The organism is Bacillus sp. 0102A (genome assembly GCF_036765155.1).
GTDB lineage: Bacteria > Bacillota > Bacilli > Bacillales > Bacillaceae > Bacillus > Bacillus subtilis_G.
Genome location: NZ_JBAIZW010000001.1, coordinates 63,414 through 78,274, shown reverse-complemented (window position 1 = coordinate 78,274; position 14,861 = coordinate 63,414). Strand labels below are relative to the sequence as shown.

The 14,861-nt window shown below is 43.4% G+C and carries 17 protein-coding genes; all 17 read left to right on the top strand.

Features of this window, described 5'->3' with window-relative positions; genetic code table 11:
* The first annotated feature begins 184 nt into the window (after positions 1 to 184).
* The 17 genes from V6D41_RS00435 (at position 185) to trpC (ending at position 14,859) form a co-directional block, all read left to right on the top strand.
* On the top strand, positions 185 to 388 hold the full coding sequence (locus V6D41_RS00435; RefSeq protein WP_087990548.1) for a DUF2768 domain-containing protein: 204 nt from the start codon (positions 185 to 187) through the stop codon (positions 386 to 388).
* A gap of 21 nt (positions 389 to 409) precedes the next feature.
* Positions 410 to 1,144, top strand: coding sequence for a hypothetical protein (locus tag V6D41_RS00430; protein ID WP_333516925.1), 735 nt, complete (start codon positions 410 to 412; stop codon positions 1,142 to 1,144).
* Positions 1,145 to 1,326: 182 nt separating this feature from the next.
* Positions 1,327 to 2,805 carry a stage IV sporulation protein A gene (gene spoIVA, locus V6D41_RS00425; protein WP_333516924.1) on the top strand — a complete coding sequence of 493 codons (1,479 nt, stop codon included), beginning with the start codon at positions 1,327 to 1,329 and terminating at the stop codon, positions 2,803 to 2,805.
* A 374-nt stretch (positions 2,806 to 3,179) separates the two neighbouring features.
* Positions 3,180 to 3,458, top strand: a complete 279-nt coding sequence (gene hbs, locus V6D41_RS00420) for a non-specific DNA-binding protein Hbs (RefSeq protein ID WP_003153447.1) — start codon at positions 3,180 to 3,182, stop codon at positions 3,456 to 3,458.
* A gap of 187 nt (positions 3,459 to 3,645) precedes the next feature.
* A complete protein-coding gene (gene folE, locus V6D41_RS00415) occupies positions 3,646 to 4,218 on the top strand; it encodes a GTP cyclohydrolase I FolE (protein ID WP_087990545.1) in 573 nt (190 codons plus the stop codon).
* Positions 4,219 to 4,239: 21 nt separating this feature from the next.
* A complete protein-coding gene (gene mtrB / locus V6D41_RS00410) occupies positions 4,240 to 4,467 on the top strand; it encodes a trp RNA-binding attenuation protein MtrB (protein WP_087990544.1) in 228 nt (75 codons plus the stop codon).
* A gap of 163 nt (positions 4,468 to 4,630) precedes the next feature.
* Positions 4,631 to 5,386, top strand: a complete 756-nt coding sequence (gene hepS / locus V6D41_RS00405; protein ID WP_333516923.1) for a heptaprenyl diphosphate synthase component 1 — start codon at positions 4,631 to 4,633, stop codon at positions 5,384 to 5,386.
* A gap of 6 nt (positions 5,387 to 5,392) precedes the next feature.
* On the top strand, positions 5,393 to 6,094 hold the full coding sequence (gene menG, locus V6D41_RS00400; RefSeq protein ID WP_087990542.1) for a demethylmenaquinone methyltransferase: 702 nt from the start codon (positions 5,393 to 5,395) through the stop codon (positions 6,092 to 6,094).
* A 25-nt stretch (positions 6,095 to 6,119) separates the two neighbouring features.
* Complete coding sequence (gene hepT / locus V6D41_RS00395; RefSeq protein ID WP_333517411.1) at positions 6,120 to 7,082, top strand: heptaprenyl diphosphate synthase component II; 963 nt, start codon at positions 6,120 to 6,122, stop codon at positions 7,080 to 7,082.
* Positions 7,083 to 7,196: 114 nt separating this feature from the next.
* The gene (gene ndk, locus V6D41_RS00390; protein ID WP_087990540.1) at positions 7,197 to 7,646 is read left to right on the top strand and encodes a nucleoside-diphosphate kinase; all 450 of its coding nucleotides are present in this window, start codon (positions 7,197 to 7,199) and stop codon (positions 7,644 to 7,646) included.
* A 233-nt stretch (positions 7,647 to 7,879) separates the two neighbouring features.
* Positions 7,880 to 8,650 carry a protein-glutamate O-methyltransferase gene (locus tag V6D41_RS00385; protein WP_333516922.1) on the top strand — a complete coding sequence of 257 codons (771 nt, stop codon included), beginning with the start codon at positions 7,880 to 7,882 and terminating at the stop codon, positions 8,648 to 8,650.
* A gap of 74 nt (positions 8,651 to 8,724) precedes the next feature.
* On the top strand, positions 8,725 to 9,897 hold the full coding sequence (gene aroC, locus V6D41_RS00380) for a chorismate synthase (protein ID WP_333516921.1): 1,173 nt from the start codon (positions 8,725 to 8,727) through the stop codon (positions 9,895 to 9,897).
* A complete protein-coding gene (aroB, locus tag V6D41_RS00375; RefSeq protein ID WP_333516920.1) occupies positions 9,897 to 10,985 on the top strand; it encodes a 3-dehydroquinate synthase in 1,089 nt (362 codons plus the stop codon). Before aroC ends, aroB begins: the two co-directional genes overlap by 1 nt.
* Positions 10,982 to 11,365 (top strand): chorismate mutase, encoded by a 384-nt coding sequence (aroH, locus tag V6D41_RS00370; RefSeq protein WP_087990536.1) that lies wholly within the window; start codon positions 10,982 to 10,984, stop codon positions 11,363 to 11,365. The genes aroB and aroH overlap by 4 nt, the downstream gene beginning before the upstream one ends.
* Before the next feature lie 213 nt (positions 11,366 to 11,578).
* Positions 11,579 to 13,126: an anthranilate synthase component I gene (gene trpE, locus V6D41_RS00365; protein WP_333516919.1), complete on the top strand. Its 1,548-nt coding sequence runs from the start codon at positions 11,579 to 11,581 to the stop codon at positions 13,124 to 13,126.
* The gene (gene trpD, locus V6D41_RS00360; protein ID WP_333516918.1) at positions 13,098 to 14,114 is read left to right on the top strand and encodes an anthranilate phosphoribosyltransferase; all 1,017 of its coding nucleotides are present in this window, start codon (positions 13,098 to 13,100) and stop codon (positions 14,112 to 14,114) included. The genes trpE and trpD overlap by 29 nt, the downstream gene beginning before the upstream one ends.
* Positions 14,107 to 14,859, top strand: a complete 753-nt coding sequence (trpC, locus tag V6D41_RS00355) for an indole-3-glycerol phosphate synthase TrpC (RefSeq protein ID WP_148961481.1) — start codon at positions 14,107 to 14,109, stop codon at positions 14,857 to 14,859. The genes trpD and trpC overlap by 8 nt, the downstream gene beginning before the upstream one ends.
* The last annotated feature ends 2 nt before the right edge of the window (positions 14,860 to 14,861 follow it).

The window sequence follows — 14,861 nt, the reverse complement described above, 5'->3', positions numbered from 1 at the left end:
GTCCAAGAGAGTGTTTCTTAAACGTGCAGGTGAATATAGTCAATTTGACTGAAGCGAAGGTCCCCCTCTTTGCTTCAGTTTTTTGTTCTATCAAAGGATGGAAAATCTGGTTGATCTTTACCGGCGCTGTATATTAAAATGAAATATAACGCTTACATCATACATATTAGGGAGGCGCAGGTCATTGAGTCTGGCATTGATGAAAATGTGGTTTGCACTGGGGTCCATGGGTCTGATGTTTCTGGCTGTAGCGTCCATCTATTTAAGCCGGTTTAAGTTTCGGAATCGTTTTCTGAAGATTGCGGTTTCATCGTTTGCTTACATGTGTATGCTCATATCGGGAATTATTGTGTTTGTCGTGGTATTCAGCGGTCCTGTCAATGAATAAAGCTGTAAAAGGAAGTGCTGTATGGGTAAACTGAAGTGCGCTATGATTTTTGCGGCAGTCGTGTTTTTATCAGGCTGTTTATATCCAAATGAGCGGAAAAGCAGTGGACATGCCATTCCTTATCAGGACCAGTTAGAGCAGGTCCAGTCTGCTGTTGATGAATTCCAACAGGCAAATGGAGGACTGCTTCCCATTCAAACAAAAGATATGTCGACACCGCTGTATCAAAAATATCCGATAGACTTTAACCGTTTAGCGCCGAGGTATATGGCCGAACCTCCAAGCACGGCATATGAAAGCGGAGGAGACTATCAATACGTGCTTGTTGACGTAGAGAACGATCCGACTGTTAAATTGATTGATCTAAAGATGGCTGAAAAAATCCGCGATGTGAAATTGCGTGTCCAAATGTACCGCCAGGAGCATCAATATCCGCCTTATCAGGATGTGCTGTCACGTGATTTATTTACACTTGATGAGAAGAAGCTAGGGGTTGGAAGCTCTCTTACAGTGACAAGCCCAATCTCAGGGAATTCCTTGCCGCTTATGATTGACGGAGACGGAGAAATATATGCCGATTACCGGGCTGAGCTGGCTTCTTGGCTCAAAAAAAGCAAAAAAACGTTTAAGCCCGGATCTGAAATTCAGGATATGATTTGGCAAGAAACGCCCTTCGTCCCGGCGTTTTCTGTGAAATATACGGTAAATGACAAACAGGAACCTGTTTTTTTAGAAAATGATATGAAAAAGGAATGAACCTTTCTCCCTTGCATACAAATAGGGAGAAAGGTTTTTTTATACTTTAATAGATTGAGGATGGGAAATTTTCTAAAGATGTCATATTGAAATAGGACAACGTCATACACATATAGTGTCCTGTGTTTGATTGAAAGAGCTTAATAAAATTGATAAGGATAGGAAGTCCGGGAGGGATTCACTTGGAAAAGGTCGATATTTTCAAGGATATCGCTGAACGAACAGGAGGCGATATATACTTAGGAGTCGTAGGTGCTGTCCGTACAGGAAAATCCACGTTCATTAAAAAATTCATGGAGCTTGTGGTGCTCCCGAATATCAGTAACGAAGCAGACCGGGCCCGTGCGCAGGATGAGTTGCCGCAGAGCGCGGCCGGCAAAACGATTATGACTACAGAGCCTAAATTTGTTCCGAATCAGGCGATGTCTGTTCACGTGTCAGACGGACTCGATGTCAATATAAGATTAGTAGATTGTGTAGGCTACACAGTACCCGGCGCTAAAGGATATGAAGATGAAAACGGGCCGCGGATGATTAACACGCCTTGGTACGAAGAACCGATCCCATTTCATGAGGCTGCTGAAATTGGCACGCGAAAAGTCATTCAAGAACACTCGACCATCGGAGTTGTCATTACAACAGACGGCACCATTGGTGATATCGCCAGAAGTGACTATATAGAGGCTGAAGAAAGAGTCATTGAAGAGCTGAAAGAGGTTGGCAAACCCTTTATTATGGTCATCAACTCAGTCAGGCCGTATCATCCGGAAACAGAAGCCATGCGCCAGAATTTAAGCGAAAAATATGATATCCCGGTTTTGGCAATGAGCGTGGAAAGCATGCGGGAATCAGATGTGCTGAGTGTGCTCAGAGAAGCCCTCTACGAGTTTCCGGTGCTTGAGGTAAATGTCAACCTCCCAAGCTGGGTAATGGTGCTAAAAGAAAACCATTGGCTGCGTGAAAGCTACCAGGAATCCGTGAAGGAAACTGTTAAGGATATTAAGCGGCTTCGGGACGTAGACAGGGTTGTCGGCCAATTCAGCGAGTTTGAATTTATTGAAAGTGCCGGATTAGCCGGAATTGAGCTGGGTCAAGGGGTCGCAGAAATCGATTTGTACGCGCCGGACCACTTATATGATCAAATCTTGAAAGAAGTGGTGGGTGTTGAAATCAGAGGAAGAGACCATCTGCTTGAACTCATGCAAGACTTTGCCCATGCGAAAACAGAATATGATCAAGTGTCTGATGCCTTAAAAATGGTCAAACAGACGGGATACGGCATTGCAGCGCCTGCTTTAACTGATATGAGTCTCGATGAGCCGGAAATTATAAGACAGGGCTCACGATTCGGTGTGAGGCTAAAAGCTGTCGCACCATCGATCCATATGATCAAAGTAGACGTCGAAAGCGAATTCGCGCCGATTATCGGAACGGAAAAACAAAGCGAAGAGCTTGTACGCTATTTAATGCAGGACTTTGAGGATGATCCGCTCTCCATCTGGAACTCCGATATCTTCGGAAGATCACTGAGCTCAATTGTGAGAGAAGGGATTCAGGCAAAGCTGTCATTAATGCCTGAAAACGCGCGGTATAAATTAAAAGAAACGTTAGAAAGAATTATAAACGAAGGCTCTGGCGGCTTAATCGCCATCATCCTGTAATACCGGAAGACCTCTTTATAGAATGGGAGGTCTTTTTTCTTTGCTCTTAATAATGGAAAAGGATCAAAGAATAGGATGAAAAAAGCAAAAAAAGGAATATTTGTTCGGTAAATCACGTTAAATCCTTGACGAGCAAGGGATTGACGCTTTAAAATGCTTGATATGGCTTTTTATATGTGTTACTCTACATACAGAAATTCTTCACTTTGTTGGACAAACATTCCTCAGAGTGCAGTTTTTCTTAAAAAGCCGTTTAATTGTCTTTCTCTTGCCTGCTCTGATTTTTTTCTGGGCCAGGTTTAGAATCAGACTGAACTGTGAAGAAATGATAATAAACGAACTGAATGTATTCCTTTTGGGAGGAGGTGAAAGGCATGAACAAAACAGAACTTATCAATGCGGTTGCAGAAGCAAGCGAATTGTCTAAAAAAGACGCTACAAAAGCAGTTGACTCTGTTTTTGATACGATCTTAGATGCACTTAAAAACGGTGATAAAATTCAACTGATCGGTTTTGGTAACTTCGAGGTGCGTGAACGTTCTGCACGTAAAGGACGCAACCCTCAAACAGGTGAAGAAATCGAAATTCCAGCGAGCAAAGTACCTGCTTTCAAACCAGGTAAAGCGCTTAAAGACGCAGTTGCCGGAAAATAATTGTGAATATAGATCGTGTATGCATCTAGCTTACATACACTTTATTTCTTCACAGAAAAGCCCCTTTCCAAGGGGCTTTTCATATTTCAAGGGCATGGGCTTCCTGACAGGGCATTCACTTTGCTTTTAGCGGGGCATGTGTGCTAGAATCGAAATTAAATGTATTCATTGGTGGAGGACATAGAACATGAAAGAAGTTAATAAAGAGCAAATCGAACAAGCTGTTCGTCAAATTTTAGAAGCGATCGGAGAAGACCCGAACAGAGAAGGGCTTCTTGATACTCCGAAAAGAGTCGCAAAGATGTACGCCGAAGTATTCTCCGGCTTGAATGAAGACCCAAAAGAACATTTCCAGACTATCTTCGGTGAAAACCATGAGGAGCTTGTTCTTGTAAAAGATATCGCGTTTCATTCTATGTGTGAGCATCACCTTGTTCCCTTTTATGGAAAAGCACACGTTGCATATATACCGCGAGGCGGAAAGGTCACAGGGCTCAGTAAATTGGCGCGTGCCGTTGAAGCCGTTGCAAAGCGTCCGCAGCTTCAGGAGCGCATCACATCTACAATTGCGGAAAGCATCGTAGAAACGCTTGACCCGTACGGCGTCATGGTAGTGGTTGAAGCAGAACACATGTGCATGACGATGCGCGGTGTGAGAAAACCGGGTGCAAAAACCGTCACTTCAGCTGTCAGAGGCATTTTTAAAGATGATGCAGCTGCCCGTGCCGAAGTATTGGAACATATTAAACGCCAGGACTAATAAAGATAGAGGGTGCTAGAAATGAACGAAAAGCATTCAAGTGATTTTGTCATCATTAAAGCGGTTGAAGACGGAGTGAATGTGATCGGCCTGACAAGAGGAACCGATACAAAGTTTCACCATTCCGAAAAACTCGACAAGGGAGAAGTAATCATCGCTCAGTTTACAGAGCATACTTCGGCCATTAAAATCAGAGGAGAGGCACTCATTCAAACCGCATACGGAGAAATGAAAAGCGAAAAAAAATAAGCTGGCTGTCCCCGCTGTTAAAAGCAAATGCTCGCAAACAGCGGGAGGATACAGCCAATTTCTTTTTTTTATGCTATAATGATACATGCGTAAGTGAATGAAAAGATAAAACTCATACATAGATTAAGAAATAAATGTGAATTTGGGGACAAGGGTGATATTTTTGCAAGACATCTACGGAACTTTAGCCAATCTGAACACAAAATTAAAACAAAAGCTGTCTCATCCTTATTTAGCGAAGCATATTTCTGCGCCGAAAATTGATGAGGATAAGCTTCTTCTTTTTCATGCTTTATTTGAAGAAGCCGACATAAAAAACAATGACAGAGAAAATTATATTGTAACAGCGATGCTTGTACAAAGCGCCCTTGATACCCATGATGAAGTGACGACAGCCAGAGTCATAAAACGAGACGAAAACAAAAACCGCCAATTGACTGTTCTCGCAGGCGATTATTTCAGCGGGCTGTACTACTCTTTACTATCTGAAATGAAGGATATCTACATGATTCGGACGCTTGCTACAGCTATCAAAGAAATCAATGAACACAAAATTCGGCTATATGACCGTTCTTTCAAGGATGAACACGATTTTTTCGAAAGTGTCGGCATTGTTGAGTCGGCTTTATTCCATCGGGTGGCGGAACACTTCAACCTCCCGCGCTGGAAAGAGCTGTCGAGTGATTTTTTTGTATTTAAGCGGCTTATGAACGGGAATGATACATTTCTGGATGTGATCGGCAGTTTTATACAGCTGGGAAAAACAAAAGAAGAGATATTAGAAGATTGTTTTAAAAAAGCGAAAAACAGCATTGAGTCACTTCTGCCTCTAAATTCACCTATTCAGCATATTTTATTAAACCGCCTGAAGACAATCAGCCAAGACCAAACCTATCACCAGAAAGTGGAAGAAGGGTAAACCATTATGCAGGACTCAAAAGAACAGCGCGTACACGGAGTATTTGAAAAAATATATAAAAACTACGACCAAATGAACTCTGTCATCAGTTTTCAGCAGCATAAAAAATGGCGCGACAAAACGATGCGCATCATGAATGTAAAAGAAGGCGCCAAGGCACTTGATGTCTGCTGCGGAACGGCTGACTGGACGATCGCTCTTGCAAAAGCAGCCGGTAAAAGCGGTGAGATCAAGGGCTTGGACTTCAGTGAAAATATGCTGAGTGTCGGCCAGCAGAAAGTAAAAGACGGCGGATTCAGCCAAATTGAACTGCTGCACGGAAATGCGATGGAGCTTCCCTTTGATGATGATACATTTGATTATGTGACCATTGGCTTCGGACTGCGCAATGTTCCTGATTACTTGACCGTACTGAAAGAGATGAGACGTGTGGTGAAGCCGGGCGGCCAGGTGGTATGTCTGGAAACGTCCCAGCCGGAAACGTTCGGATTCAGACAGGCTTACTTTATGTACTTTAAGTATATTATGCCGTTTTTCGGGAAATTGTTTGCGAAGAGCTATAAAGAATATTCTTGGCTGCAAGAATCAGCCAGAGAATTCCCTGGAATGAAAGAACTGGCGGGCCTGTTTGAAGAGGCGGGCTTGAAAAATGTCAAATATCATTCGTTTACTGGCGGAGTCGCTGCCACGCATATCGGATGGAAATGAAAACACAGATGTTTGGGTGAATGATATGAAATTTAAAATGGCCTACTCTTTTTTAAATGACGATATTGATGTAATTGAAAGAGAACTTGAACAGACCGTACGTTCCGATTACCCGCTTTTAAGCGAGGCGGGTCTTCATCTGCTGCAGGCGGGAGGGAAGCGTATTCGCCCTGTTTTCGTGCTGCTTTCCGGCATGTTTGGCGATTATGACATTAATAAGATTAAATATGTCGCCGTCACTTTGGAAATGATTCACATGGCATCTTTGGTTCATGATGATGTCATTGACGATGCGGAGCTTCGCAGAGGGAAGCCGACAATCAAAGCAAAGTGGGACAATCGCATTGCGATGTACACAGGTGATTATATGCTTGCGGGATCTCTTGAAATGATGACGAGAATTAACGAACCGAAAGCTCATAGGATTTTGTCGCAGACGATTGTTGAAGTTTGTCTTGGGGAAATCGAGCAGATCAAAGACAAATACAACATGGAACAAAACCTCAGAACATATCTCCGCCGCATCAAAAGAAAAACGGCGCTCCTGATCGCGGTCAGCTGCCAGCTCGGGGCCATTGCGTCCGGCGCTGATGAAAAGATTCATAAGGCGCTGTACTGGTTTGGGTATTACGTCGGCATGTCTTATCAAATCATTGATGATATTCTTGATTTTACTTCAACGGAAGAAGAGCTGGGCAAACCTGTTGGAGGAGATTTACTTCAAGGAAATGTTACATTGCCAGTGCTGTACGCCCTGAAAAATCCAGCATTAAAAAATCAGCTTAAATTGATTAACACCGAGACAACGCAGGAACAGCTTGAGCCGATCATTGAAGAAATGAAAAAAACAGATGCAATTGAAGCATCTATGGCAGTAAGCGAAATGTATCTGCAGAAAGCTTTCCAGAAATTAAACACGCTTCCGAGAGGGCGTGCACGTTCGTCTCTTTCGGCCATCGCAAAATATATCGGAAAAAGAAAATTTTAATTTTGTAGATATTGAGAAATTTCTCCGCCCCGGATTGATTAATTGTCAGAAAGATGTTACGATTTCGGTGTGCAGTGTGAAAGCCTATACATACATAATGATGGGGTGGAGAATGTGATGGAAAAGACTTTTATTATGGTGAAACCAGACGGTGTCCAACGTCAGCTCATTGGTGATATTTTGTCGAGATTCGAACGTAAAGGCTTACAATTATCTGGTGCCAAGTTAATGAGAGTGACTGAACAAATAGCTGAGAAACACTACGCCGAACATCAAGGCAAGCCTTTCTTCGGAGAGCTCGTTGAGTTTATTACTTCAGGACCTGTATTCGCAATGGTTTGGGAAGGCGAAAATGTCATTGAAGTGACACGACAGCTGATCGGAAAGACAAATCCTAAAGAAGCTTTGCCTGGCACAATTCGTGGAGATTATGGCATGTTTGTCGGAAAAAACATCATCCACGGCTCTGATTCTCTCGAAAGTGCTGAACGCGAGATTAACATTTTCTTTAAGAATGAAGAATTAGTATCATATCAACAGCTCATGGCAGGCTGGATCTATTAATCATTATGAAAATAAGTAGCAGGGCCGGTACTATGTAATGACGCCGGTTTTCGTTTTCTTTTGTAAAGGTTTACATTAAGTAAATAAGGGGTTAATGGCAATGTTTATCAGATTCCTGCCTTCCCAATGATCTAAAATCAGCTGAAAAGCTGATTTTTTTATTGAAACAATACAATTTTCTGAGAAAACAAGCTATACTAGGACAAAAAGACAGCGAGACTGGGAGAGTAGAGATGGATACATACAGCTTATTTATAACAAAATGGAAACAATTAACCGGTGTTGATTTAACTTTATATAAAGAAGCACAAATGAAGAGAAGGCTGACGTCGCTTTATGAGAAAAAGGGGTTTCAAAGCTTTAAGGATTTTGCGGCGGCCTTGGAAAAGGATCAAGCGCTCTTAAATGAAACACTGGACAGAATGACGATTAATGTTTCAGAATTTTATCGTAATTATAAAAGATGGGAAGTGCTTGAGACTGCTATTCTGCCGTTAATCAAGCATTCTAAGCCTTTAAAGATATGGAGTGCCGCCTGCTCAACGGGTGAGGAGCCTTATACGCTTGCCATGCTTTTGAATCAGCAAAAAGGTCTTCCCGGCTTTCAGATTCTGGCGACTGATATTGATGAAAAAGCATTGGAGAAAGCGAAAAAAGGCGTGTATCAGGAGCGGTCTTTACAGGAAGTGCCAACATCTGTGAAGGATCGTTATTTTACTCAGCATGCAAATAGAAGTTATGAAGTAAAGCCGGAAATCAAAAACAATATTACATTCAAAAAGCACAATCTGCTGGCGGACCGCTATGAACAAGAATTTGACTTAATCGTGTGCCGCAATGTATTGATTTATTTTACAGAAAGCGCAAAGGAAGAGCTTTATTCAAAAATGGCACAGAGCCTGAAAAAGAATGGGATTCTTTTTGTCGGCAGCACCGAGCAAATCTTCAATCCTGAGAAATTCGGCCTGGTTTCAGCTGATACATTTTTTTATCAAAAAAGATAGACTGACTTTTTGCTGAAAAATATGTTATAGTAGTTTTACTTAAAAGCGTTAATGCGATGAAGGGAGAAGAAGTCATGAGATATTTAACAGCCGGAGAATCACACGGCCCCCAACTGACGACCATTATTGAAGGTGTGCCTGCCGGGCTTTACATAACGGAGGAAGATATCAATTTTGAGCTTGCCAGACGCCAAAAAGGCCACGGCCGCGGCCGTCGCATGCAGATTGAAAAAGACCAGGCCAAAATTATGAGCGGGGTGCGCCATGCCCGCACGCTCGGTTCACCAATTGCTCTCGCAGTAGAAAACAACGACTGGAAACATTGGACTAAAATCATGGGTCCGGATCCGATTACAGAGGATGAAGAAAAGGAAATGAAGCGTCAAATTTCCAGACCGAGACCGGGTCACGCTGACTTAAACGGTGCGATTAAATATAATCATCGCGATATGAGAAATGTGCTGGAGCGCTCTTCAGCAAGGGAAACAACTGTCAGAGTGGCGGCAGGAGCTGTCGCTAAAAAGGTTCTTTCTGAGCTGGGCATTAAGGTGGCGGGCCATGTATTGCAAATTGGCGCAGTTAAAGCTGAGAAAACAGAATATACGTCAATTGATGACCTGCAGCGTGTCACGGAGGAGTCTCCGGTCAGATGCTACGATGAAGAAGCAGGCAACAAAATGATGGCTGCCATTGATGAAGCGAAGGCAAACGGCGATTCCATCGGCGGAATTGTAGAAGTCATTGTCGAGGGAATGCCAGTAGGCGTGGGCAGCTATGTCCATTATGACCGCAAGCTGGACAGCAAGCTTGCTGCTGCTGTACTGTCAATTAACGCATTTAAAGGTGTTGAATTCGGCATCGGATTTGAGGCGGCCGGCAGAAATGGAAGCGAAGTTCATGATGAGATCATTTGGGACGAAGAAAAGGGATATACTCGCGCTACAAACAGACTTGGAGGACTGGAAGGCGGCATGACAACAGGAATGCCGATTGTTGTCCGCGGGGTCATGAAGCCGATTCCGACTTTGTATAAACCGCTGAAAAGCGTGGATATCGAAACAAAAGAACCATTTTCTGCCAGCATTGAACGTTCAGACAGCTGTGCAGTGCCTGCGGCAAGTGTAGTAGCTGAAGCCGCTGTCGCATGGGAAATTGCGAACGCAGTCGTTGAACAATTCGGCTTAGATCAAATCGACCGCATTAGAGAAAATGTGGAGAATATGAGAAAACTGTCGAGGGAATTTTAATGAGAACACTGCATGTTCAAACCGCTTCCTCGTCGTATCCTGTTTTTATCGGACAAGGCATCAGAAAAGAGGTTTGTGAACTATTAACCTCTTTAAATAGGCCTTTAACACGGATTATGCTTGTCACTGATGAAGAGGTGGATCGCCTGTATGGTGATGAAATGCTTCATTTGCTGGAAGAAAAATGGCCTGTGAAAAAAGTGACGGTGCCGAGCGGAGAGCAGGCGAAATCTATGGACATGTACACAAAACTGCAGAGTGAAGCGATTCGTTTTCATATGGATCGCTCCTCATGCATCATCGCATTCGGTGGCGGTGTTGTAGGAGATCTTGCCGGTTTTGTGGCTGCTACTTTTATGCGCGGCATTGATTTCATTCAAATGCCTACGACGCTTTTAGCGCATGACAGCGCCGTCGGAGGAAAAGTGGCCGTGAATCATCCGCTCGGAAAAAATCTAATCGGTGCGTTTTATCAGCCGAAAGCCGTGCTCTACGATACAGACTTCCTTCGTTCTCTGTCCGAAAAGGAGCTTCGGTCTGGGATGGCAGAAGTGATTAAACACGCTTTTATCTATGACAAAGCGTTTCTGGAAGAGCTGCTGAATATCCATTCATTGCACGATATTACAAGTGATCATCTGAATGATATGATTTTTAAAGGCATTTCAATTAAAGCGTCTGTTGTTCAGCAGGATGAAAAAGAAGAGGGGATAAGAGCTTACTTAAACTTCGGACATACGCTCGGCCATGCCGTTGAGGCGGAATATGGATACGGGCAGATCACTCACGGTGATGCCGTAGCCCTCGGGATGCAGTTTGCTTTATATTTAAGCGAAAAGACAGCGGGCTGTGAAATGGACAGAAAACGTTTGGTCAGCTGGCTAAAAAGCTTGGGGTATCCAAGTCGAATCAAAAAAGAGGCGGAATCTTCAGTTCTTTTAGATCGTATGATGAATGATAAGAAAACCCGCGGCGGGATGATTCAGTTTATCGTGCTCAACGAATTAGGAAAAGTTGCTGATCGCACATTTTCCAGAAATGAACTAGAGAGCTGGCTGAACAAATGGCGATTGGAGGTAACATCATGATGATTCGCGGAATTCGCGGAGCAACTACAGTTGGACGGGATACTGAAGAAGAAATTTTACAAAAAACAAAACAGCTGTTAGAGAAAATCATAGAAGAAAACAAAACAAAGCCCGAAGATGTTGTTCAAATGCTTCTTTCGGCGACACCTGATTTGCACTCCGTTTTTCCGGCAAAAGCTGTTCGTGAGCTTTCAGGCTGGCAGTATGTGCCGGTAACATGTATGCAGGAAATGGATGTGGCCGGCGGTCTGAAAAAGTGCATAAGAGTCATGATGACCGTCCAGACAGATGTTCCTCAGGATCAGATCAGACATGTATATTTAGAAAAAGCCGTCGTATTAAGACCCGATTTATCATTGACAAAAAATACTGAATTGTAATACGATAGGAACAGCTTAGAAATACACAAGAGCGTGTATAAAGCGATTAAATGAGTTGAGTCAGAGAATAGGGTAGCAGAGAATGAGTTTAGTTGAGCTGAGACATGTATGTTTATTCTACCCAAAAGAAGCCTTTCTTTTGGGTTTATTTGTTATATCGTTTTATCCCCTCATGCCATCTTCTCATTCTCCTTGCCAAAAGGAGTGAGAGTAATGAATTTCCAATCAAACATTTCTGCATTTTTAGAGGACAGCTTGTCCTGCCACACCATACCGATTGTGGAGACCTTCACAGTCGATACGCTGACACCCATTCAAATAATAGAGAAGCTCGACAGGGAGATTACATATCTTCTTGAAAGCAAAGATGAAACATCCAATTGGTCAAGATATTCGTTTATCGGCCTGAATCCATTTCTCACGCTAAAAGAAGAGCAGAGCCGTTTTACAGCTGTTGCTCAGGACGGCAGATCTCTATACACAGGAAACGAACTAAAAGAAGTGCTGAACTGGATGAATACCACCTACAAAATCAAAACGCCGGAGCTGGGTATTCCTTTTGTAGGCGGAGCTGTCGGATACCTAAGCTATGATATGATCCCGCTGATTGAGCCTTCTGTTTCTCCGCACACAAAGGAAACGGGATTGGAAAAGTGTATGCTCTTTGTTTGCCGGACCATAATTGCGTATGATCATGAAACCAAAAATGTCCACTTTATCCAATATGCGAGACTCAATGGGCAAGAAACAGAAAACGAAAAAATCGATGTGTTTCATCAACATCATCAGGAGCTCCAAGATCTCATTGAAAAAATGATGAATCAAAAAAACATAAAAGAGCTGTTTCTATCTGCTGATTCATATCAGACACCCAGCTTTGAAACCGTGTCTTCGAATTATGAAAAATCGGCTTTTATGGCTGATGTAGAGAAGATCAAAGAATATATAAAAGCGGGCGATATCTTCCAAGGCGTTTTGTCACAGAAATTTGAGATTCCGATAAAAGCAGAGGCCTTTGAATTATACCGAGTGCTTAGGATCGTCAATCCTTCTCCGTATATGTATTATATGAAACTCCAAGACAGAGAAATAGTCGGCAGCTCTCCAGAACGGTTAATCCACGTTCAGGACGGGCACTTGGAAATCCATCCGATTGCCGGAACGAGAAAACGAGGCGCAGACAAAGAGGAAGATGAAAAACTCAAAGCTGAGCTGATGAAGGATGATAAAGAAAAAGCGGAGCACTACATGCTCGTTGATCTTGCCCGAAACGATGTCGGCAGAGTAGCAGAATACGGATCTGTTTCTGTACCGGAGTTCACCAAAATTGTCTCCTTTTCGCATGTTATGCACATTATCTCAGTTGTTACAGGCCGCTTGAAAGAAGGTGTTCATCCTGTCGATGCACTGATGTCCGCTTTCCCGGCGGGAACTTTAACAGGCGCTCCAAAAATCCGTGCCATGCAGCTTTTGCAAGAGCTTGAGCCCACGCCGAGAGAGACATACGGCGGCTGTATCGCCTACATCGGATTTGACGGGAATATCGATTCTTGTATTACGATTCGCACCATGAGTGTAAAGAACGGTGTTGCATCGATACAGGCAGGAGCTGGTATTGTTGCGGATTCTGTTCCGGAAACCGAATATGAAGAAAGCTGCAATAAAGCGGGTGCGCTGCTGAAAACGATTCATATTGCAGAAGACATGTTCCATAGCAAGGAGGATAAAGCTGATGAACAAATTTCTACAATTGTGCGTTGACGGAAAAACACTTACTGCCGGTGAGGCTGAAGCACTGATGAATATGATGATGACAGCGGAAATGGCTCCTTCTGAAATGGGCGGTATATTGTCTATTCTTGCCCATCGGGGAGAAACGCCAGCAGAGCTTACAGGTTTTGTGAATGCGATGCGGGCGCGAGCTCTTGCAGTCGATGGATTTCCTGATGTAGTTGATACATGCGGTACAGGAGGAGATGGTGTTTCCACTTTTAATATCTCAACAGCATCGGCAATTGTTGCCTCTGCAGCCGGTGCGAAAATTGCTAAGCACGGCAATCGCTCTGTCTCTTCTAAAAGCGGAAGCGCTGATGTACTAGAGGAGTTAGAGGTTCCGATTCAAACTACTCCCGAGAAGGTTAAAAGCAGCATTGAAACGAACAATATGGGTTTTCTCTTTGCCCCGCTTTATCATTCGTCTATGAAACATGTAGCCGGTACAAGAAAAGAACTAGGTTTTAGAACGGTATTTAATCTGCTCGGACCGCTCAGCAATCCTTTACAGGCGAAGCGTCAGGTGATCGGAGTCTATTCCGCTGAAAAAGCGGGACTAATGGCAAGCGCGCTGGAGCCGTTTCAGCCGAAGCACGTCCTGTTCGTAGCAAGCCGTGACGGTTTAGATGAGCTTTCCATTACAGCACCGACTGATGTAATTGAATTAAAGGACGGGGAGCGCCGGGAATATACCGTATCACCCGAAGATTTCGGTTTCACAAATGGCAGACTTGAAGATTTACAGGTGCAGTCACCGAAAGAGAGTGCCTGTCTCATTCAGAATATTTTTGAAAATAAAAGCAGCAGTTCCGCTGTATCTATTACTGCTTTTAATGCAGGGGCTGCGATATACACGGCGGGGATTACCGCCTCATTGAAGGAAGGTACGGAGCTCGCGTTAGAGACGATTACAAGCGGAGGCGCAGCCGCGCAGCTCGAACGACTAAAGCAGAAAGAGGAAGAGATCTATGCTTGAAAACATCATCAAACAAAAGAAAGAAGAAGTAAAAACACTGGTCCTGCCGGAAGAGCAGCCTTTCGAAAAACGTTCATTTAAAGAGGCGCTGGCAAGCCCGAATCGGTTTATCGGGTTGATTGCCGAAGTGAAGAAAGCTTCGCCGTCTAAGGGGCTTATTAAAAAGGATTTTGTCCCTGAGCGGATTGCAAAAGACTATCAAACTGCGATGGCAGATGCGCTTTCCGTTTTAACTGACACCCCGTTTTTTCAAGGGGAAAACAGCTATTTATCAGACGTGAAGCGTGCTGTTTCAATACCTGTACTTAGAAAAGATTTTATTATTGATTCTCTACAAGTGGAGGAATCAAAAAGAATCGGAGCGGATGCCATATTGTTAATCGGTGAGGTGCTTGATCCTTTCCAACTTCACGAACTGTATCTGGAAGCAGGTGAAAAGCAGCTGGACGTGTTAGTGGAGGTTCATGATGCATCAACGCTTGAACAAATATTGAAAGTGTTCACACCTGATATTCTCGGCATCAACAATCGAAACTTAAAAACATTTGAAACCTCTATAAAACAGACAGAACAAATCGCATCTCTAGTTCCGAAAGAATCACTTCTAGTCAGCGAAAGCGGGATCGGTTCTTTAGAACACTTAACATTCGTCAAAGAACAAGGGGCACGAGCTGTGCTTATCGGTGAATCATTGATGAGACAAACATCACAGCAAAAAGCAATCTATGCTTTGTTTGGGGAGTGAGG